General features: G+C 70.0%; 21 protein-coding genes and 1 pseudogene. 12 read left to right on the top strand and 10 right to left on the bottom strand.

The annotated features are described in order from the left end of the window. Positions 1-3 precede the first annotated feature (3 nt). Both OG226_RS26190 and OG226_RS26185 read left to right on the top strand, forming a co-directional pair. A complete protein-coding gene (locus OG226_RS26190; protein WP_328681074.1) occupies positions 4-663 on the top strand; it encodes a response regulator transcription factor in 660 nt (219 codons plus the stop codon). Positions 664-821: 158 nt separating this feature from the next. After that, positions 822-2,003 (top strand): serine hydrolase domain-containing protein, encoded by a 1,182-nt coding sequence (locus OG226_RS26185; RefSeq protein ID WP_329350190.1) that lies wholly within the window; start codon positions 822-824, stop codon positions 2,001-2,003. Positions 2,004-2,194: 191 nt separating this feature from the next. Here the strand turns inward: OG226_RS26185 and OG226_RS26180 are convergent, their stop codons facing one another. Beyond that, on the bottom strand, positions 2,195-2,509 hold the full coding sequence (locus OG226_RS26180; RefSeq protein WP_329350189.1) for a hypothetical protein: 315 nt from the start codon (positions 2,507-2,509) through the stop codon (positions 2,195-2,197). Positions 2,510-2,655: 146 nt separating this feature from the next. Here OG226_RS26180 and OG226_RS26175 point away from each other — a divergent pair, with 146 nt between their 5' ends. Then, a complete protein-coding gene (locus OG226_RS26175; RefSeq protein ID WP_329350188.1) occupies positions 2,656-3,048 on the top strand; it encodes a hypothetical protein in 393 nt (130 codons plus the stop codon). A 72-nt stretch (positions 3,049-3,120) separates the two neighbouring features. On the opposite strand, the gene OG226_RS26170 is transcribed toward OG226_RS26175, so the two are convergent. Then, positions 3,121-4,023 carry a LysR family transcriptional regulator gene (locus OG226_RS26170; RefSeq protein WP_328686411.1) on the bottom strand — a complete coding sequence of 301 codons (903 nt, stop codon included), beginning with the start codon at positions 4,021-4,023 and terminating at the stop codon, positions 3,121-3,123. A gap of 103 nt (positions 4,024-4,126) precedes the next feature. Between OG226_RS26170 and OG226_RS26165 the strand changes: the two genes are divergently transcribed. From OG226_RS26165 to OG226_RS26155, 3 genes are all read left to right on the top strand, one after another. Then, a complete protein-coding gene (locus OG226_RS26165) occupies positions 4,127-4,264 on the top strand; it encodes a hypothetical protein (protein ID WP_328681081.1) in 138 nt (45 codons plus the stop codon). Positions 4,265-4,287: 23 nt separating this feature from the next. Then, positions 4,288-5,223 (top strand): SDR family oxidoreductase, encoded by a 936-nt coding sequence (locus tag OG226_RS26160; RefSeq protein ID WP_329350187.1) that lies wholly within the window; start codon positions 4,288-4,290, stop codon positions 5,221-5,223. 124 nt (positions 5,224-5,347) lie between these two features. Further along, the gene (locus OG226_RS26155; RefSeq protein WP_328681084.1) at positions 5,348-5,971 is read left to right on the top strand and encodes an NADPH-dependent F420 reductase; all 624 of its coding nucleotides are present in this window, start codon (positions 5,348-5,350) and stop codon (positions 5,969-5,971) included. A 165-nt stretch (positions 5,972-6,136) separates the two neighbouring features. Here OG226_RS26155 and OG226_RS26150 read toward each other — a convergent pair whose 3' ends face one another. Together OG226_RS26150 and OG226_RS26145 are read right to left on the bottom strand one after the other, a co-directional pair. Beyond that, entirely contained in the window at positions 6,137-7,081 is a 945-nt protein-coding gene (locus OG226_RS26150) for a hypothetical protein (protein ID WP_328681086.1), read from the bottom strand. Next, on the bottom strand, positions 7,078-7,797 hold the full coding sequence (locus OG226_RS26145; RefSeq protein WP_328681088.1) for an RNA polymerase sigma factor: 720 nt from the start codon (positions 7,795-7,797) through the stop codon (positions 7,078-7,080). The genes OG226_RS26150 and OG226_RS26145 overlap by 4 nt, the downstream gene beginning before the upstream one ends. Positions 7,798-7,992: 195 nt before the next feature. Here OG226_RS26145 and OG226_RS26140 point away from each other — a divergent pair, with 195 nt between their 5' ends. Next, positions 7,993-8,823, top strand: a complete 831-nt coding sequence (locus OG226_RS26140; protein ID WP_329350185.1) for an alpha/beta fold hydrolase — start codon at positions 7,993-7,995, stop codon at positions 8,821-8,823. Positions 8,824-9,760: 937 nt separating this feature from the next. Here OG226_RS26140 and OG226_RS26135 read toward each other — a convergent pair. Further along, positions 9,761-10,483, bottom strand: a complete 723-nt coding sequence (locus OG226_RS26135) for a hypothetical protein (protein ID WP_329350184.1) — start codon at positions 10,481-10,483, stop codon at positions 9,761-9,763. A 192-nt stretch (positions 10,484-10,675) separates the two neighbouring features. Between OG226_RS26135 and OG226_RS26130 the strand changes: the two genes are divergently transcribed. Continuing rightward, complete coding sequence (locus tag OG226_RS26130; RefSeq protein WP_329350183.1) at positions 10,676-11,140, top strand: hypothetical protein; 465 nt, start codon at positions 10,676-10,678, stop codon at positions 11,138-11,140. Positions 11,141-11,392: 252 nt separating this feature from the next. Beyond that, positions 11,393-11,635 (top strand): hypothetical protein, encoded by a 243-nt coding sequence (locus tag OG226_RS26125; RefSeq protein WP_328681095.1) that lies wholly within the window; start codon positions 11,393-11,395, stop codon positions 11,633-11,635. A gap of 64 nt (positions 11,636-11,699) precedes the next feature. Here OG226_RS26125 and OG226_RS26120 read toward each other — a convergent pair whose 3' ends face one another. Further along, positions 11,700-12,041, bottom strand: coding sequence for a hypothetical protein (locus OG226_RS26120; protein ID WP_328681097.1), 342 nt, complete (start codon positions 12,039-12,041; stop codon positions 11,700-11,702). Between the two features lie 207 nt (positions 12,042-12,248). On the opposite strand from OG226_RS26120, the gene OG226_RS26115 reads away from it, so the two are divergent. Together OG226_RS26115 and OG226_RS26110 are read left to right on the top strand one after the other, a co-directional pair. After that, positions 12,249-12,659 (top strand): hypothetical protein, encoded by a 411-nt coding sequence (locus OG226_RS26115; protein WP_329350182.1) that lies wholly within the window; start codon positions 12,249-12,251, stop codon positions 12,657-12,659. A 160-nt stretch (positions 12,660-12,819) separates the two neighbouring features. Continuing rightward, positions 12,820-14,172: a lipase family protein gene (locus OG226_RS26110; protein ID WP_329353517.1), complete on the top strand. Its 1,353-nt coding sequence runs from the start codon at positions 12,820-12,822 to the stop codon at positions 14,170-14,172. Here OG226_RS26110 and OG226_RS26105 read toward each other — a convergent pair. Then, positions 14,108-15,358 carry a serine/threonine-protein kinase gene (locus OG226_RS26105; protein ID WP_328681101.1) on the bottom strand — a complete coding sequence of 417 codons (1,251 nt, stop codon included), beginning with the start codon at positions 15,356-15,358 and terminating at the stop codon, positions 14,108-14,110. The two genes, OG226_RS26110 and OG226_RS26105, sit on opposite strands and share 65 nt — an antisense overlap. On the opposite strand from OG226_RS26105, the gene OG226_RS26100 reads away from it, so the two are divergent. Then, the gene (locus tag OG226_RS26100) at positions 15,337-16,938 is read left to right on the top strand and encodes a GMC oxidoreductase (RefSeq protein ID WP_328681103.1); all 1,602 of its coding nucleotides are present in this window, start codon (positions 15,337-15,339) and stop codon (positions 16,936-16,938) included. The genes OG226_RS26105 and OG226_RS26100 overlap by 22 nt on opposite strands. 12 nt (positions 16,939-16,950) lie before the next feature. On the opposite strand, the pseudogene OG226_RS26095 reads toward OG226_RS26100, so the two are convergent. The 3 genes and pseudogenes from OG226_RS26095 to OG226_RS26085 form a co-directional block, all read right to left on the bottom strand. Then, positions 16,951-18,150, bottom strand: a pseudogene (locus OG226_RS26095) (cytochrome P450); the annotation flags it as partial. After that, positions 18,147-18,917: a carboxymuconolactone decarboxylase family protein gene (locus OG226_RS26090; RefSeq protein WP_328681105.1), complete on the bottom strand. Its 771-nt coding sequence runs from the start codon at positions 18,915-18,917 to the stop codon at positions 18,147-18,149. The gene OG226_RS26090 and the pseudogene OG226_RS26095, both read right to left, overlap by 4 nt. A 61-nt stretch (positions 18,918-18,978) precedes the next feature. Further along, positions 18,979-19,974 (bottom strand): 3-oxoacyl-ACP synthase III family protein, encoded by a 996-nt coding sequence (locus OG226_RS26085; RefSeq protein WP_328681107.1) that lies wholly within the window; start codon positions 19,972-19,974, stop codon positions 18,979-18,981. Between the last annotated feature and the right edge of the window lie 64 nt (positions 19,975-20,038).

Genomic DNA, 20,038 nt, shown 5'->3' with positions numbered 1-20,038 from the left:
GCCATGCGGATCGTGATCGCCGAGGACGACGCGTTGCTGCGCGAGGGGCTCGCCCTGCTGCTGCGGGCGGAGGGGCTCGACGTGGTGGCCACGGCCGGCACCCCCGACGAGGCGCTGGACGCCATCGACGTCCACAAACCGGACGTCGCCATCCTCGACGTACGGATGCCGCCGACCCACACCGACGAGGGCATCGTCGCCGCGGTCGAGGCCCGGCGCCGACGCCCCGACCTGGCGGTGCTGGTGCTGTCCGCGTACGTGGAGCAGAGCTTCGCGACGGAGCTGCTCGGCGGCGGGGTGAGCGGGTTGGGCTATCTGCTCAAGGAACGGGTGGGCCGGGTCGAGGAGTTCCTCGCCGCGCTGCACCGCGTGGCGGCCGGCGGCACCGCGATCGACCCGGAGGTCGTCGCCCAGCTCTTCACCCGTTCCCGCCAGGACACCCGTCTCGACCGGCTCAGCCCCCGCGAACGGGACGTACTCGCCCTGATGGCAGAGGGGTTGGGCAACTCCGCCATCGCCGGGAAACTCGTCGTCACCGACGGCGCCGTCCACAAACACATCCGCAGCATCTTCGCCAAGCTCGACCTGTCCCCGACGGACCAGGTGGACCGCCGGGTGGCAGCCGTCCTGCGCTACTTGGAGGACCTACGACGGCTGGCGTAACACCCCGTCCGTGAGCGGGCGTTGGTACAGCAGGCTGTACGCCGGACCGGCCCGCGCGCTGGATCGATCACCGTGTGCCGTCTCCCTAGGTTGGTGAACACACCCGAACACACCGCGAGTCCGGTGTGCCGGACCACCAACTCCCCTGGAGACAGCCCATGTTGACGACACGTCACCTCACCGTCGTGGCCGCACTGGCCGCACTCGGCCTCGGCCTGGCGGCGCCCGCGGCAAGCGCGAAGGACAGCACCAGCGCGACGAAGTCCCGGCAGCGCACCACGCTCCAGCAGAGCGTGGACGCGATCCAGAGGACGGGCACCGTCGCCGTCGTAGCCCAGTCGACGGGTCCGGACGGGCGGCGTTCCGCCACCACCGGAGTCTCCGACACCGCCACGGGCCGGGCGGCCCGCGTGACCGACAGGTTCCGGATGGCGAGCAGCACCAAGGCCTTCGTGTCGACGGTGATGCTCCAACTGGTCGGCGAGGGACGGGTGTCGCTGGACGACACGGTCGAACACTGGCTGCCCGACACGGTGTCCGGGAACGGGAACGACGGAAACGCCATCACCGTAAGGCAGTTGCTGAACCACACCAGCGGCCTCTTCAACTACACCGCCGACTTCCCCGCGATCGCCACCGTGGCCGGCTTCGAGGCCGACCGGTACACCACCTGGACCCCGCAGCAGCTGGTGGGCATCGCCATGCGGCACGCCCCGGACTTCGCGCCCGGCACCGACTGGGAGTACTCCAACACGAACTACATCGTCGCCGGAATGATCATCCAGAAGGCCACCGGTCACACCTGGCAGCAGGAGGTCACCCGGCGCATCATCCGCCCGCTGGGCCTGCGCGACACCTCCGCCCCCGACACGTCGTCCCGCATCCCCGGCCAACACCTGCACGGTTACTCGGACTTCGGCGGATCCGGCCCGACCATCGACGTCACCGACCTCAACCCGACGGTCGCCGGTTCGGCCGGCGCGATGATCAGCACGACCAGCGACCTCACCCGCTTCTTCTCCGCCCTCCTGGGCGGCAGGCTGCTGCACCCGGCCCAACTGGCCGAGATGAAGACGACGGTACGAGCCACCTCCCTCGACCCCGTCTGGCCCGGCGCCCGCTACGGTCTGGGCCTGATGGAGATCCCCCTGACCTGCGGTGGCGTCTACTACAGCCACGCCGGCGACCTGATGGGCTACACCACCCGCGACGGCGTCAGCGCGGACGGCCGCCGGACCGTGGTCATGGAGGCGACGGGCGACGGCGCGTCCGACCTGTCCACGGAGATGGCGCAGAACGCGTTGATCGACAACGAACTCTGCGCGGACGCACGGAAGTAGCCGATCCCGCCCGGTGTGCTCAGCGCGGCAGGCGCCCGGCTTCGCCCCCTCACCCGCCCCGCGGAGCCAGTGCCCGACCCGGACCGAGGTGCCCCTGAGGATGAGAGTCACCGGTACCTCAGCACCGGTGAGCACGGCGAAGTGCCGCCTCGGGCCCAGAGATCCGGCCGGTCCGACTCATAGCTTCGAAGTCACCCGCCGGATGAACACCGGGAGAGCGCCCCCTGCGCGGGTTCCTCGTCGTGGTCGTGATCATCGCCACTCTGCTGACCCTGTCGACGCTCTTCCAGTACGTCCAGGCGGTGACCGGAGGCCCGGTCGCCCGGATCGACCAGGCGGGCGGCTACGCCCAACCGAGCCTGCCCGGCGAGACGTTCGCCGTCCGGCCGGGTTCGATCGCGCTGCGGCTCGACGGCGACGGGATCGACACGGCGGTGATCGCGCGGGACGAGGGCACGGGCGCGGTCGCGTTGCGCCTGCTCGACGCGGCGGGCCGGACCGTGCACCAGGGACGGCTCCTGTCAGAGGGGGACCGGCCGCTGGTCGGCCTGGCGCCCACGGTCAACGCCGGCACGCGGGCAGCCGTAGCGTCAGCCCTTCCGAGGTTCCGGCGTGGGAGCGCGGTGGCCAACTGGCCCAGCTGGACGCGGTGTTGGCGGACGGCGGACTCGCCCGGCGTGCGGCCTTCGACCGCTGTCGCGGCGGCGAGCACCGGCCGGTCGAGGTGGACGTGGTGGCGTCGGTCCTCGACCACGTCTGTTCCGTCGGACTGCCCATCGGGGTCGTGGTGTTCGCCCCGGCGGTCATGCAGGCGTGCGCCGGCCGGGTCCACGTCACCGATCGGACCGTAGGCGGGCGGGTGTTCGCGGCGCTCGCGGAGAGGTCGGTGGAGATCGACCTGGCGGCCGTCCGGGCGTGCCACGTCGTGCGTTCCGCGGCGGCCCACGGTCCGACCTCGGCGCTCGAACTCGACGACGAGGACGGGCGATGCGTCGCTGTCATCACGCAGTTCGGGATGGTCGGGGAGGACGTGCACGGGACCTGAGAGGATCTGGCGGCTTCGCTCCCCGACGCCTGGCACGATGACCTGACGCCCAGACCAGGAAGACGCCCAGTACTAGGAAACGGCATCGCCTCCCAGCTGCCACATTTCATAGTTCCCGCATTCCGCCGTGATCTCGGCCGCCGCCTGAGCCGCTGCGACGAAGTCATCGACCACCGGCGAGGTGCGCGACGCCGCCACCGCGAGGCACACCTGGTCGGGCGCCAGCTCCGGGATGGGCACGTAGACGACGTCCGGATGTGAGGAGAACACGGTCGCCGAACGGGCCAGGAACGAGATGCCCCGGCCGGCCGCGACATGCTCAAGCGTCTCGTCCACCCCGCGCACCAGGTACCCGGCGTTGGGGTGCGGGCGCCTGGTGGGCTGCGTGCTCGGGTCGGCATGCCAGACCAGCGGTTCGCCGGCCAGGTCGGCCTCGGTGACCTCCTCCTTGCCGGCCAACCGATGACCGGTGGGCAGCACCGCCACCCGCGGCTCGGTGTACAGCGGGGTGACGCGCAGCCCGGCCTCGTCGATGGGCAGCCGCACATAGGCGACGTCGATGCGGCCGTCGAGCAGCATCGGGGCCTGGTCGTCCCCTTCGATCCGCTGCACGTCCACGACCACGTCCGGGTGCCGGGCCTCGAAGGCCCGCGACGCCGGGATGACCGGGATGCCGGCCCGGAAACCGACCATCAGCCGTCGGCTGCCACGGGCGGCCACGGTCACCCGGCGGCGGACCGCGTGCGTGGAGGCGAGCAGCGGACCGGCGTCGGCCAGCAGTTGCCGGCCCGCGTCGGTCAGCGCTACGCCGTGGCGATCCCTGATGAACAGCGAGGCGCCGAGATCCTGCTCCAGCGCGCGGATCTGCCGGCTGAGCACCGGCTGCGCGATATGCAGCTCATCGGCGGCGCGGCCGAAGTGCAAACGGTCGGCCACGGCGACGAAGTAACGCAGTTTGCGCAGGTCCAGATCCAGTTCCATGGCGCCTCCCGGTCCGGTGATGCATTCAGGGTATCACCGCGACCAAAAGAGGTCTTGGACACCAACTCGGGCCAGTGGCAGCCTGAATAGGTACCTGATGGGGCCGAGCGAATTCGGCACAAGAATTCAGAGGCCGGCAAAGGCCCGCGTGTCGGTGTTCGTCGAGAGCCTGGGCCTCGTCGCCCACCGGGTCCACCACACCGACTTCTTCCTCGGCGTCAGCATCCTCGGCTGAGCGCACCCACAAGGAGCAGCAACATGCGTGTTTTCGTCACTGGCGGGACCGGCCATACCGGTTCGTACATCATCCCCGAGCTCATCGCCGCCGGACACGAGGTCACCGGCCTGGCCCGGTCGGACTCCGCCGCGGCGGCGGTGTCCGCGCTCGGCGCGAAGGTGCGTCGCGGCGACCTCCAGGATCTCGACGGGCTCAAGGAGGCAGCCGCGGACTCCGACGGCGTCATCCACGTCGCGCACCGGCAGGACCTGCTTCCCTCCGGCGGGCTCGACGCCGTGGCCGCCGCGGAGCTCCCGATCATGCTCGCGTACGGCGAGGCACTCGCGGGAACCGGAAAGCCGCTGGTAGCGGCGGGGAGCATAGGCTCGCCGGGAAACCTGGGCCGGCCGGTCACCGAAGACGACCCGGCCCTTCCCGGCGGCGATGAGTACAAGGGCACCCTGCGGGCTCGCAACGTCGTGGAAACCACCGTGGTCGGCCTCGCCGAGCAGGGAGTGCGGTCCTCGGTCGTGCGGATCGCCAACATCGCGCACAGTACGACCGATCGGGCCGGCTTCCTCCCCACGCTGATCGCGCTCGCGAAGGAGAAGGGTTTCGCCGGCTACCCCGGAGACGGCGCGAACCTGTGGAACGCCGTACACGCCCGCGATGTCGCCTCCTTGTTCCGCTTGGCGCTGGAGACGGGGCCGGCCGGCAAATACTGGCACGCGGTCGGGGACGGGGGCATCCCGTTCCGCGAGATCGCCGAGGCCATCGGCAGCCGTCTCGGCCTGCCCGTCGCAAGCGTTCCCGCGGACGTACTGATGGTGCCGGGATATTTCGGGTTCCTCGCGAACATAGTCACGCAGAATTACCCGGCGTCCCATCTCATCACCCGCCGGACCCTCGGCTGGGAACCCGCTCGGCCCGGCCTGCTCGCCGATTTGGACAACGGCCATTACTTCCCCGCCGGCTGACGGCCGGGCCCCGCATCGCGACGAGTCGGTAAATGACACGGACTCACCGTCCCGAACACTCGTCATTTCATTCGGATACCCAATTCAGATACCCAATTCGGATACCAGGAAGAGAGCACACCTCATGAGCAGCATCACCCTCATCGGTACGGGGAACATGGCCCGTACCATCGGCACGCTCGCGGTGGCGGGCGGCAACACCGTCGAGGTCATGGGACGCGACGGGTCCAAGGCCGACGACCTGGCCAGGGCGCTGGGCGGCGGCACGACGACGGGCACGTGGGGCGCCGTCCCGGCCGGGGACATCGTCATCACGGCCCTGTTGTACGACGGTGTCGTGCCGGTCGTCGCCGAGTACGGAGACGCTCTCGCGGGCAAGGTCATCGTCGACATCAGCAACCCCTTCAACGCCACGTTCGACGGACTGGCCCACAGCGAGGAGACCTCGGTCGCGCAGGAAGTCGCCAAGGTGGCCCCGGCCGGCGCCGCCGTGGTGAAGGGGTTCAACACCATCTTCCGCAGTGTTCTGGAGAAGGGCCGGCCCGACGTCTTCATCGCCGGCGACAGTGCGCAGGCCAAGGCGGACGTGGCCGCATTCGTCGAGAGTCTCGGGCTACGCCCGCTGGACGTCGGCGGCCTGGGAATGGCGCACTGGCTGGAAGGAATGGGCCTGGTCACGGTGGGCCTCGCCGGCAACGGGGTCGGCCACTGGGACTTCGCTCTCGGCGTCGCCGAATTCACCGGCTGAACCGGCTGAACCGGCTGAGCCCTCGGAGCCGAACAGTCGGCGTGCGGTCCTGCCCGAGGAGACCGAGGCGCCGCGCATGGCCGGAGGCTGGTGCCGGGCGGGAACGGCATGGCCATGCCGACACGGGTGGGCGAGGACAGGATGCCCCCGCCCACCTGTTCCGGATCAGCCGATCTTGTCGGTGAAGCCCGTCGACAGGACCGTGTGGTGGGTGACCTTGCCCTTGCTGGGCCCGGCGGTCCACGTGAAGGTGTACTCCAGGATCGCGCTGGTCTTCGGGTCGACGATCACCCGGCCGACGCTCTTGGCCTCCGCGAACTCAACTGCCGTACCAGCGCGCCCAGTAGAGTCCTTGACCTGGCCGACCAGCTTGACGCCCTTCAGCCCGGCCATCGCCTTGAAGACCCCGGCCCGCAGTTTCGGGCCCGCCGGAGATTCGGTGAGCAGGCTGGCCGCCTGGTCGAAGGGCGAGATGCTCTTGGGCCGCGGCGGAGACTGCAGCAGCGCGAGCAACTGCGACGGTTCGGTGGTGAGTTGGTCCAGGCTGTTCCAGTCGAGGTCCTTCGGCCCGAACTGCCAGTCGGGGTGCTGCCCCTTCTTGGCGGCCTTGCCGCCGCTGACGACGTACTCGTCCATGGACTGCGAGATGTACTCGTCGCCGACCGTCGTCCGCATCTTCCAGTACTTCCCCGAGGCGGCCGACTGGCTGGCGGCCACCGTGGAGATGTCGTCCAGGAAGACGGACGCGGTGTTCGCGCGGGCCTCGCTGTGCGCACCCGCCGAGGTCGCGCCGTGGTTCGCGTAGGTCACCACGCCGGTCGCGACCGCGGCTGTGGTCAGCAGCCCGATCAGAGCCCGGCGACGCCCGAACTGCCGCCCGAGCAGCCGCCGTTCCGGCATCGCGACGACAACGCCGGTGGCCCCCTCGGTGGTTACGGCCGCCCCTTCCGTCGCGACGGCCGCCTCGACCTCGGCCAGCACCCTGGCCAACGCCCGCTCGGACAGCGGCTCGACGTGACCCGCCGTGGCCAGTTCATCTGCACCGGGGAAGTCCAGCAGTGCGCCTCGCTCGTTCATACCGTCAGCCTCCGTGTCGTCGTACGTGGTCATGCGAGGTCTCCCGTCGCGGTCAGGTTCCGTCCCGCCGGGCGGGGCAGCGTGAGGCGGTCGCGCAGTCGGCCGCGGGCCCGGTGCAGCCGCGAACGGGCGGTGCCCGCCGGGATGCCCACGACAGCTGCGGCCTCGGTCGGGGTGAGCTGCTCCCAGCTGATCAGGAGCAGCAACTCCCGCTCATCGGCAGGGAGTTCGGCGAGTGCCCGGCGTAGCGCGGGGGCCATCGCGGCGGCGTCCAGCCGCTGGTCCACCACCTGCCAGGGGTCGGTGACATCCGGACCCGGCGCGGGCTCTGTCCGTCCCGCCCGCCGCAGGTGCTGGGCGAGCACGTTGTGGGCCACCCCGAACAGCCAGCCCCGCGCCGAACCGCGCGCCGGGTCGAACGTGCGCCGGGCGGCGAACGCCTGCAACCAGGTCTCGGCGAGCAGATCCTCCGACGCGGCGGGCATCCGCCGGGCGAAGTAGCCGTGCAGGGCGGAGGAATGAGACTTCACGAGGTGGGTGAAGGCCGCCGAGTCGCCGTGCGCCGACCGCGTCAACTGAGCCTCGCTGTCACCGTGTTGGGCATCGCGGCCGTAGCCGACCTGGTGGCCGTGCTCGGCGTCGGGGCCGTGTTCGGCGGTGGTGTCGCGCTGGGCGCTGTCGCGGCGGCGGTGACGGTGGAGAGCGCCACGTCGCCGGCCACCCGGTTCATCTGGTTGCTCCGGTTTCACCGAGTCTCCGTTTCCGACCGCCGGACGACGGTCTCACCCAGTACTTGTCATCGGACCCCAAGAGCGTTCGCACACCCCCGCCCAGCACTGGGCGAACACCTTGATGAGAGTGGACTTGCATAAAGAGAGTCGACCCCCTACCTTCATGAGAGTCAGCTCTCAGCAAGCGGGAACAAGCGACAAGGACCTCTCACCATGACCACCCCTGCCTCCACCCCCACCCCCGCCCGCACCGTCGCCCTCCCCGGCGGACTCACCGTCACCATCCAGGAGTTCGGGGAGAACACCGAGGGCACCGGCGTCCTGGTGCTCCACGGCGGCGCGGGCCCACGGACAGTCGCGGGCATCTCCTCCGCCCTCTCCGAGCACGTGTACGTCGTGACACCGACCCACCCCGGTTTCGACGGCACGCCCCGCCCGGAACGCTTCGACACGGTCGCCGACCTGGCCATCGCCTACCTGGACCTGCTCGACACGCTGGACCTCAAGGGCGTCATGGTGATCGGCAACTCGATCGGCGGCTGGATCGCGGCGGAAATGGCCCTCCGCGACAACCAGGGCCGCATCGGCGCGCTCACCCTGCTGAACGCGGTGGGCATCCACGCCCACATGGTCGAGAACCGCGTAGTCGACGTGCGCACCATGGCCCCCTCCGACATCAGCCAACTGTCCTTCGCCAAGGCCGAGTTCCGCCCCGACTTCGCCTCCTTCACCGACGGACAGCGAGCCGCCGCCGGCGCCAACCAGAAGACCCTCGCGATCTACGGCGGCGACCACCTCACCTACGACCCGAAACTCCGCGGCCGCCTGCACCGAGTCACGGTCCCGGTCCTGGTCGTCTGGGGCGAGGAGGACGGCATAGCCCCTCTCAAGTACGGCCGCGGCTACGCCGACGCCTTCCCCAACGGCCACTTCGCCCCGATCGCCGATGCGGCCCACTTCCCCCAGATCGAGGCGCTGGGGGCGACGCTGGGCGCGATCGGCAACTTCGTCAGCACGGTGGTGAAGCCGGGGGAGACGGACTGAGGTCGCTCCAGCCCCCACGTACGGCCAGGGCCCGGGTCATCGACCTGGGCCCTGTGGCTGCCGTAACTGGTGATGGGCCCCGAGCCGTGCCTCGCCCGCCGGGCAGGCTCCGAGGCGCCGTTCGCGGGTGCCGACCAGCCGGGGCGGGTCGCACTTGAGGGGAGCGGGTGCCCAACAGGCCGTAACTGAGGCCGGGTTGAGCGTGACTTCTTCGCGAGGAGGGACCGTGGTCGGCGTTGTGCCGGGTGCATGATGACCCAATGACGTCTTGGCTGAGCACCCGGAGCACATGGTTGCTCGTACTGATCTTGTGGGCGATCACCCTGACAGCCGCCCTGATCGGAATTGCGTTCGTCCGGGCTGTCCTTGAACACCCTCCTCTGAGACCCTTCGCCTCCAACCTCCCCATGACAGTAGGCGGCACTTTCCTCGTCGCCGTCGCCGGCGCCGCGGGGGTGCACCGTAGTCGACGGCAGCAGGACCGATGAGGTGGAGCCGGTCGCCGTAGGGCAGCCATCCCAACTGCGTTCGACCGCGCACGAATCGAGGGGATGGTGACGCTCCGCGCAGGCCGTCACCTCTCTCGGACGTGAGGTCTCCGTACCCTCGACCGATGGCAACGCCGACGCCGACACCCGTAGGGGCGGCCCGTCAGTCCGAGAGCGGTCGTGTGGTGAGGTCGCCTTGAGCGATGGCCATCGGGAACAACTGAGTGAACTCGTCAGCCAGTTGAGCCCCGGCATCCAGACGCTGGACTACCAACCCGCGTACGACGAATGGGAAAGCGTGTTGGCTACCGCGGATGCCTGGGCCGGCGACACCGTCAGTCGAGGAGGCTACGTTCGAGGCAGTGGACGAGGAACCGATCGCTACCGCCGCCGGCGAAGGTCAGCACCCGAACTCCCGCAGCCGATCGCGACTTCCCGAGCCGAGAGCCTCAGCAGGATGTCTGGTGGTCCTTCGCTTCTCCGGCGTTCAGTGCGTTGCTGATCTCTCGAAGGCGGCCCTCGGGCAGAGCGAAGGCGTTGCCGGGGTTCCGGTACGAGTGCCCGCCGTCATTGATCCAGACGCTGTCTGTCAGCGTCCAGTGAGCCGGAGCCCATTGGCCCTGGTTCTCAAGGAGCATCCCCGCTACGTCGGCGGGTTCCTCGATCCAGGTGAGCGTGCTGAGCGCGGTGGTGAGGGCAACAGCCGCGTCGTCGGGAAGCTGGGCGTCGCCGAGTGCGGGAAAGAGCAGCAGGAGCCGGGAGTTGGGGTCGCCGACACCCTTTGTCGACGGCTGGCGAGCGGCGCACAGCAACTCCGGCCAGGCCAGCCCGGGACCCATGAAGTGACCGTCGTCCACAGCGAGGGTTTCCGCTCTCGGCCAGGTCGGGTGATGGATCAGGTAGTCCACGCCCCGGTCTCCGTCGAAGTTGCGGTAGACGACGTGGATGGTGTGGCCGGATTGGAGAGCCACGCTGAACGTCGGCCACTCCCGCTCGGCGGAGAGCACCTGGTACAGCCGCGTTGCCGCGTCCCAGTCAGCTCCGAACGCGGCTCGTTGCGCGTCCTCGCCACGCAGACAACTGCCAAGGTGCACAGGCCAGAACAACGCATCGTCCAGGTGGGCACCACCCTCGACCAGAGGTCCGCCTTCATATCCAGGGATCTTCAACACGCGAGGATGGTGGCACGAAGGACTGACATCACCCAGGCGGGATGGGTGACCAGCCGCCCACGGCCCAGGTGAAACCCCTGCTCACCCATAACTCGGCCTCCCACTCACGCATTTGGCCGGCATGGGGAGGCCAGGTCCCCAAGGTTGGGCATACGACGTGCCAAGGACGGCCCCGCGTGATCAGCTTGGTGTGTGGAGACCATCATCGCCAGTGGCATAGCCGTCCTGGGGACTCTGCTCGGTTCGGGGATCACTCTGGCGTTCCAGCAGCGCACCACCGACAGGAGTCACCAGTTCGCGCGCCGCGAGAAGCTCCGGCAGGAACGGCTGGACGCCTACTCCGTCTACGCCGGTGCGCTGATCAACTACCGCCGTTGCCTGGTCCACCTCTGGTTCTGTGAGCACGAGCAACCACCGCCGGAGGATGCCGACACCGTACGCATCCGGGCCTACGACCTGCGCTCCAACGCCCAAGAGGCCCTGTTCCGGGTGCAGATGCTTACGGATGACGAGGAACTGGGCCGGGCCGCGGAGGACGTACTCGCCGACATCACGGTGCTGCCCAAGGCCGACAGCAGGGACGAGTTCGACGCTCTCAGGGTGCGAACTCGCGATGCCATCAGCCGACTTGTCAGCCGGGGCAAGCAACACCTGTGAGGGACCTACCCCCTGAGGTAAATCGTGCGCGGCCGGCGCTGACAGGTCACCGCTTGGTCATCGGCTAGGCCCGACCGTCGGTTGGGTCCCGGACGTGCTCTCCGGGCCGCCCCCGGACAGGTCGGGGATGCAACCATTCCCTACGGAGCTGGAACCCCCGGAAGCCGGCCGCGCGCTTGCGAACATAGCCGTAGGCACTGACAACGGACCCGCCCCTCGACGCGCAACGCCACAACGCCTGGGGCTAGGGCCATGCGGCTGTGCGTTGGCCAGCCGTACTACGGCACCTTCACCACCGTGAAGTCGTCGCAATACCCCTCCGCCGACCCGGAGTTCTCGCAGATGGGCGCGGGCTCTCGCCCGGGGCTCAACTCGGTTGAAGCGGACGGCAATCCGGGCCATGGCCTGGTCGAACATCTCCAGTCGGCGGGCCGGGTCTACGCAATGGTCCGCGACCGCCGCACGATCTTCGTTCGCCCCCACACCAACTGGTGATCACGCGATGGCCGCACCGGTTCGACGCCGGATCCGCAGCACGATCGCGAAGGCAACTGGAGAACTAGTCGGCGGTGACCCCCCAATAGCCGATCTCCGCGGGAATGCCGTCGCGGTGGAGCACTACGCAGTTCCCCTGGGCACGACCCGGGAAGTCCAACCGTCCGGAATCGAGAGCGGCTGCCCACTCCTCGAAGGTAGGCCGGCCGTGGGGAGCCCACGCACGCACCTCCCCATCGGTCAGCGGTCGCGCGAACGGGCCGTCGTCGGTGTCCTCAGCCTCGATCATGAGGGGGAAGTCGAGCACGGATCCCGTGCCGCCCGTGAATATGTACTCGTGCCAGTCCGGGCTGAGCCACAGCTCCTCGACGGACCGGCCCTCGAAGCCGTGGTTGTCCCGAACCAATTCGTCTTCCTGGGCCTGGCGGAACGCAGCCGCCAGATCGCGCTGATACGGGCCCGTGTGTCTCCAGTGGTTTCCGCCCATTCCCGACTACCCCCGTCCATCTCCATCCGGACTGCTTGATCAAGAGCGCAGCGTATGGGACGGCACTGACAGGGCGCCCCCACCCCGGCGAACGGACAGTCCCTCGCCGAACCGGCACCGGGGCTGATGGCCGCGTCCCGGGCCATGGGGCGGGTCGTCGACGGGGTCGAGCTCGTCAACTTTCCCGGTGAAGGGCCCATGCCCTACTACGGGTTGACCGATCCGGACGACATCGCCTGGCTGGCGCCGAAGATCACGCCGCATCCGTGGACATGCTTCGACCAGCCGCTGCGGCTCCACGACGAGGCGGGGGTACGGGCGCTTCCGCAGTCCCAGATCGTATGCACCTCGACGCTGCCGTACCGCGACCCGGCGGACCCTCAACCGGCGCGCGCCGCCGGGCGGTTGTGGGACATCGACACCGGTCCCGATCTGATGGTGAGCGAGCCGCAGGCCGTGGCCGAGCTGCTTGAGCGGGTGGTGGCGGTGGCGACTGCGACTGCGACTGCGACTGCGACTGCGACTGCGGCGGGATGACGGCCGGCCGACAACCGATTCACAGAATCGGCTGACCGTCAGTCACATTACCGAAACGTAACCTACCGACGGGTACCACGAGTAACTTACCCGCAGGTAAGTTCCAGGCGAACCATTCTCCGGACGGCCGCTCCACAGGAGGTTCGCCATGCCCGCACGCATGCCCGCACGCAAACGAAACTTGCTCGCCGCCGCGATCACCGCGGCCGCCTGCCTCACCGCCCAGGCCCTCGCCCTCACGACCGCCGGCCCCGCGACCGCCTCAACCAGCGCCTCGGACGAGGTCATCTCCCGAGGCGTCACCATCCCCGAGTTCTACAACCCGCCCAGCACCCTGCCCGCCGCCGACGGCACCCTCGTCCGCAGCGAGCCCCTCCCCCTCGCCCTGAGCCTGCCCGGCCTCGACGGCAGCACCCTGCCCGGCACCGCGACCCGGCTGATGTACAAGTCCACGGACTCGAACGGGCAGCCCGTCGCCGTCACCGGCGCGTACATCGAACCGTCCGCCGACTGGTCCGGCACCGGCCCGCGCCCCCTCGTCGCCGTCGCCCCCGGCACCCTGGGACAGGGCGACCAGTGCTCCGCGTCCATGGGGCTGGAGCATCCGCTGTCCCTCAACAGCCAGACGGTGTCGGTGGGTTACGAGGATCTGGCGATCTACCGGCTCCTCGCCAAGGGCGTCGCCGTCGTCGTCACCGACTACGTCGGGCTCGGCGCCACCGACCGGCTGCACACCTACGTCAACCGGATCGACGAGGCGCACGCGGTGCTGGACGCCGTACGCGCGGCCCGTTCGGTGACCGGCACCTCGGTCACCGCCGACTCGCCCGTCGGGCTCTACGGCTACAGCCAGGGCGGCGGAGCGACCGCAGCCGCCGCCGAACTCCAGTCCTCCTACGCCCCCGACGTCACCCTCGCCGGGACGTACGCCGGTGCCCCGCCCGCCGATCTGACCTCCGTCACCAAGGCCATCGACGGCAGCGAACTCGCGGGCGCGCTCGGCTGGTCGCTCAACGGGTTCCTGCAGTCCGACCCGGATCTGAAGCCACTCGCCGAGGCCCATCTCAACGATGCCGGGAAGGCCGCGCTCACCGATCTGTCGACCATGTGTGTCGGGGACGCGTTGCTCGGCTACGGCTATACCCGGAGCAGCAGTTGGACCACCGACGGGTCGTCCATCAGCGACATCATCGCCACAACTCCCGCGTTGAAGGAGTTCCTTGACGAGCAGCGCATCGGGACGCTGAAGCCGTCCGGACCCGTCCGGCTCGCGACCGGCGTCAGCGACAACCTCGTCCCGCACGCGCAGGCCCGCCAACTGGCCCTCGACTGGTGCGCGTTGGGCGGTGATGTCACCTACAAGGCCGTCGTCCTGCCCAGTGTCGGCAGCGCGCTCCTCAACCACTTCGCGCCCCTGCTCACCGACCAGGGCGCCGCGATCTCCTGGCTCACCGACCGCCTCGCGGGCAGGGCCACCACCTCCAACTGCTGGTCCATGCCCGTTCAGCCCTGAGACCGGGCTTCGCGTCGGCCAGGCCAACACCCTTGTCGTGCCCGCCTTCTGAGTCCCATGGGCCGAAGAGGACGAGGCCGCCCGCGACGGCGGCGGCCGTCACCAGCGACACCGCCGTGATCGCCACGGGGCGGCGTCGTGCGCGGCGCGGCAGCGAGAGGGTGAGGACGTCCCGGGTGCGGCGGGACGCCCGGCCCAGCCGGAGTGTCGAGGACTCCAGGTGCAGGGTGCGGCGGTCGTCCAGCCGTTCCTGGATGTGCGCGGGCGGTGGTGCGGCGCGGGTCAGCAGCTTCCGGGCGTGCGCGGCGTCGGGCCGGTCCCGGGGCTCCACCGCCAGCAACGCGGCCAGTGGATCGGTGAGTTGACCGGCCCGGCGGGTGGGCTCGCTGCGTCCCTCGACGGCCCGGGCCAGATAGGTCATGAGGTGCTCGGCCTCGCCGTACGGCGACTGCCCCTCGACCGCCGCGAACAGCGAGGCGCCCAGGGAGAACACGTCCGCCTTCTCGCCGGCGGGCTGCCCCTTCGCCAACTCCGGTGCCAGGTAGCGGGGTTTGCCGCGCACGATGCCGGTGGTGCTCTGCGTGGCGTCGTTGCCCAGGGCCCGGGAGATCCCGAAGTCGGTGAGTCGGACGACGCCTTCGTCCGTGACGAGGATGTTCTCCGGGGTCACATCGCCGTGCACCACGCCCGCGCGATGCGACTTCACCAGCGCGTCCGCGATCTGGCAGCCGATCGACCCGGCCTCCTCGGGCGCCAACGGGCCGCGCTCCAGCATGAGTTGGGCGAGGCTGTGGGAGGGGGCGTACTCCATGACGATCCAGCAGGTGGTGCCCTCGTCGATGTAGTCGAAGACGGCCACGATGTTCGGGTGGTGCAGCCGGCCCGCGTTGCGCGCCTCGCCCATGAGCCGTCGTGTGGCCCGATCGTCGTCCAGGCGGGCGCAACGGAGTGTACGGACCGGGCAGTTGGGGGTGATCGGATTCTGATCGAATTCACCGGACTTCGAAGGGGCCCACCCCGAACCACCACACGTTTCGGGGACAGGCGATCGATAGCGTGACTCTCCCTTCCGAGAATTGCATTTCCATTTGTTGACAGCGCCATGTCCAAACGCGCTACGCTCCCGGCGACTCGCACTCCCCCTACGGTTGCCGGAGTCCCCCCATGCCCGAACACACCTCCCCACGCCCCGCCCTCGGCCGCCGCGGCCTGCTCGGCGCGACCACCCTCGGCGCGGTCGCCCTGGCCGCCGGCGGACAGACCCGGGCCGCCGCCTCGACCCGGGCCGCCGTCACCGAACTCCGCGAACGGGCCGTCGTCGTCGGCACCGGTTTCGGCGGCGGCGTCACCGCGTTACGACTGGCCCAAGCCGGCGTCTCCACCCTGGTGTTGGAGCGCGGCAAGCGCTGGCCGACCGGCCCGAACGCGACCACGTTCTGCCGCTTCGCGAACATGGACAACCGCTCCGCCTGGCTCACCGACCACGCCATCGTCGGCGGCGGCACCCAGACCTGGACCCCCTACACGGGCGTGCTCGAAGCCGTCGTGGGCAACGGCATGACCGCCATGTGCGGGGCCGCGGTCGGCGGCGGATCGATCATGTACCACGGCATGACCCTGCAACCGACGAAGGCCGACTTCGCGACCTCCATCCCCCGGGCGGCGGGCCTCTACGACGATCTCAACCTCTGGGCCTACCCGACCGTCTCCCGGATGCTGGGCATCTCCACCATCCCCTACGACGTGCTCGCCTCCGACCCCTACAAGTCGTCCCGGCTCTTCCAGGACGTCGCACCGAGGGCGGGCCTGACCCCGTTCAAGGTGCCGCTGCCCATCGACTGGGCTTACGTCCGGGGCGAGTTGGAGGGTCTGTACGACCCGACGTACACCACCAGCGACATCGCCTTCGGCGTCGACAACGGCGGCAAGCACTCCATCGACGTCACCTACCTCGCGCAGGCGGAGTCGACCGGCCTCGTGCAGGTCGCGCCGTTGCACGTCGTCCGCGACCTCGCGATGGACGCGAACAAGAAGTGGGTGCTGTCCGTCGACCGCATCGACACCGCGGGCACCGTCCAGGAGCGGATCCGGATCACCGCGGACGCGGTCTTCCTCAACGCGGGCTCGCCCGGCACCACCCGTCTCCTGGTCAAGTCCCGTGCCAAGAACCTGATTCCGGACCTGCCCGACGCCATCGGCACCGGGTGGGGCAACAACGGCGACCGCATCTGGGCCTGGATCAACCCGACCGGCGACGCGGGCACCCAGCAGGGCGGCCCGGCCTGCGTCGGAGGCCGGGACCCGAGCAGCGCGATCCCGCTGACGGTCGTGCACGCAGGATCACCCGTACAGCAGACGGGAGTTACCGCCCTCACCGTGGTCGGCTTCGGCATCGTCGACGGCGCGGGCACCTGGGCCTACGACGCCGCCACCGACGACGCCGTCCTCACCTGGCCGACCGGCACGGACGCCGAGTTGCAGGCGCTGATCGCCGGCAAGATGCAGGACATCGCCACCGCGGGCGGCGGCCTCATGATCGACACCAACGCCCAGGCCCCGTCCACCTGGCACTCGTTGGGCGGCGTCCCGATGGGAGACGCCGTCGACCTCTACGGCCGTGTCCTCGGCCACAAGGGTCTCTACGTCCTCGACGGCGCCCGCATCCCGGGCTCCACCGGCGCCTGCAACCCGTCCATGACCATCGCCGCGCTCGCGGAACACAGCATGCGGACGATCGTGCGGCAGGACCTCGGGCGGGTCCTCTGACCTGAACTGGGCCCAGGTCACCGGGAGTTCCCGCAGCCCGTACACGATGGCGTCCTGGTTGTAGGTGAGTTGATCCGCGGGCACGGCGAGGCGCAGGGCGGGCAGGCGGCGCAGCAGGGTCGTGAGGATGATCTGGAGTTCCACGCGCGCCAGGGTCTGGCCCAGGCACTGGTGGATGCCGTAGCCGAAGGCGACATGGCGGCGGGCGTCGCGGGTGAGGTCGAAGTCGGCGCCGGACGCGAAGAGCCGCTCGTCGCGGTTGGCGGTGGACAGCATGCAGATCACGCCCTCGCCCGCCGGGATCGTCACCTCGCCCACCCGCACGGTCTCGGTGGCCGCCCGGCCGAGACCGAGGTGGATGATCGTGAGGTGGCGCAGCAGTTCTTCTACGGCACCGCGCACCAACTCCGGCTGCGCGCGCAGGAGTTCCGCCTGGCCGGGGCGACGCAGCAGGGTGAGCACGCTGACGGCCGTCATGTTCGCGGTGGACTCGTGCCCGGTGACCAGGAGCAGAAAGCCGAGCGAGGCCGTCTCCTGGTCGGTCAGGTCCTCGCGGGCGGCGAGCCGGCTGAGGATGTCGTCAGCGGGCTCCCGACGCTTGCGCTCCGCCAACTCCGCCAGATAGCCCGTGAGTTGAGTGTGGGCCCGCTCCGCCTCCGGGCGGGTGGTGCGGTTGTCGAGGAGAGTCCGGCTGAGCGACTGGAACAGGTCGTGGTCCTCGTACGGCACCCCCAGCATCAGGCAGATGACCAGCGACGGGACCGGCAGCGCGAAGTCCGCCACCAGGTCGGCCGAGGTGCGACCCTCGGTCATGCGGTCCACGGCCCGGTCGACGATGTCCTGGATGCCCGGGCGCAGTTCCTCGACCCGCTTGACCAGGAAGTCCTTGGTGACCATCCGGCGCAGCCGGGCGTGCTCGGGGTCGTCCATGCGGATGAAACTCGGCTTGGCGGTGGCCAGTTCACACTGCCCGGCGGACAGGAACGGGAACCCCGGTGTGCGCGCGTCGGCGCTGAACCGGGCGTCGGCCAGCACGGCCCGTACCTCGTCGTACCCGGTGACCAGCCAGCACGCGGTGCCGTCCGGCAGCGCGGCACGGGTGACGGCGGCCTCGCGGGCGGCGGCGGTGTAGGCGGGAGGCGGGGAGAAGGGGCAACCGCCGTAGGGCGCCGGGAGGTTGAGGGCGGGGACGGTGAGCGTCGTGGCGGTCACGGGTGGGCTGTCTCCTCGTGGTCGACGAGCGTGATGGCCCCGCTGGGGCACAGGTCGGCGGCGAAGCGCACCTCGTCGGCGTACCGCGCGTCCGGCTCCGGTACGAGCAGCGCGACCCGGCCGTCCGACTCGTCCTGCTCGAACACCTCGGGCGCCACGCCGACGCACTGACCCGCGCTGCAACAGCGGTCCCGTTCCAGGAGCACCGTGAGCGAGGGCCGCCGGTCGGAGGGAGTGCGGAGGGTGTTGAGCGTCGTACACATGGTGGCCGTCTGGCCGGCCAGGACCAGGAGTTCGACGAGTTGCTCGGGGTTGAGAACGCGGGCGAGCCGGTCCCAAAGTCCTTCGGGGATGGAGGAGTTGACGGCCAGCAGGTCCGCCGCCTCCAGAAGGGCCCGGTCCTCCGGCTGCCAGGGGTGGAAGGCCAGGTCGACCGCCGTCGCGTCGATCTCCACGTCCGTCAGTCCCGCGTCCTCGGCCCGTGTGCGGTGCCGACCCTGGACGTAGGGCGCGTCGAGACTGTGCGCGACCCGCAACACGATCAACTCGCGTCTGCGGTGGCCGAGGGTGCCCTCGTGGGTGAGGACCCGGGCGAGGGACAGCCAGGCGTGGGCGAGGACGGGATGGTGGGCAAGGGTACCGAACAGGTTCTCCCGGCCGGGACCGTCCTGCCGGGAGTCGGCGAGCAACGACCGTAGGACCGGGGGCCATTGGGCGGGTGGAAGGGGTGGAATGCGGGGGGTGTGGGGGGTGCGGGTCGGGGTCATGGTGCCTTCACGTTCGTACGGTCTCGGGGGCTGGCGAGTTGTCGTGGGAAGCCGGTGGCGGTCACCAGCGGCACACGACCAGCCCCGCACTCGCCCCGCTCGCGAAGCCGAACATGCCCACCAGGTCGCCGCGTTGGAGACGGCCGCTGTCCAGGGCGGCGGCGAGCTGGAGAGGGATGGTGTTGGTCGCCACGTTGCCGTGGGTGGGGAAGGTGGCCAGGACGCGGCCCGGGTCCACACCCACCCAGTCGCAGACGACCTTGGTGAACGGCACCGACGGCTGGTGCACACAGACCAGGTCGAGGTCGTCGCCCGCAACGCCCAACTCCCGCAGCGCGCCCCGTACTTTGCCCGGCAGCCCCTCGAACGACCCCACCAACTGAGCCGCGTCGATGCGGAGATGGCCGAGTGTGCGGTGCTGCGCGTACGGGTTGGGCAGGGTCGCCGCGCGCCAGCCCCAGGAGTTGGCGAAGAACCGGGAGCCGAGGATGCCGGGCCGGTCACCCGCCGCCACCAGCAGGGCCGAGCCCATGTCGCCGGTGCTGAGGCTGGGCAGCGCGGTCAACAGCTCGGCGGGGTCGTCCAGTTGCCAGCGGCTCTCCCGGGTGCTGACCTCCGCCGTGGTCACCAGCACCCGCCGGTACTGCCCGCTCCGGATGAACGCGTCGGCGACCTCCAGCGCGTTGAGGACTCCGTTGCAGGCGTTCTTCAGGTCGAACACCGGGCAGCCCAGGCCGAGTTTGTCGGCGACGACGTGGGCGGTGGCCGGCTCCTCCATGTCGGCGAGGATGCCGGCGTAGAGGAGCAGGTCGACGTCGCCCGGTTCGGTGCCGGTGTCCTCGAACAGGCGCCGGGCCGCGTGCGCGGCCAGGTCGGAGGGCTGCTCCAGGTCGTCGGCCACGGTGCGCTCGGCCAGCCCGTACATGCGCTGGAGCACCCCGCGCGCGAGGGGTACGGCGGGGCTGCCCGCCCGGAACCGGTCCTCCACGGCGGCCACGGTCTGGCGTCCCTCGGGGATGTGGACGGTGGCGTGAACGATGCTGCTGTGAACGGTCATGGGTCCCTCCTCGATGCGGTCCGGCTTCCCTCGGTCCGGCTTCCCTTCGGTCCGGCTTCCCTTC

This window comes from Streptomyces sp. NBC_01261 (assembly GCF_036226385.1).
In the GTDB taxonomy this organism is placed as follows: Bacteria; Actinomycetota; Actinomycetes; order Streptomycetales; family Streptomycetaceae; genus Streptomyces.
The sequence above is the reverse complement of the archived record's forward strand: the minus strand, read 5'-3'. Positions and strand labels throughout refer to the sequence as shown.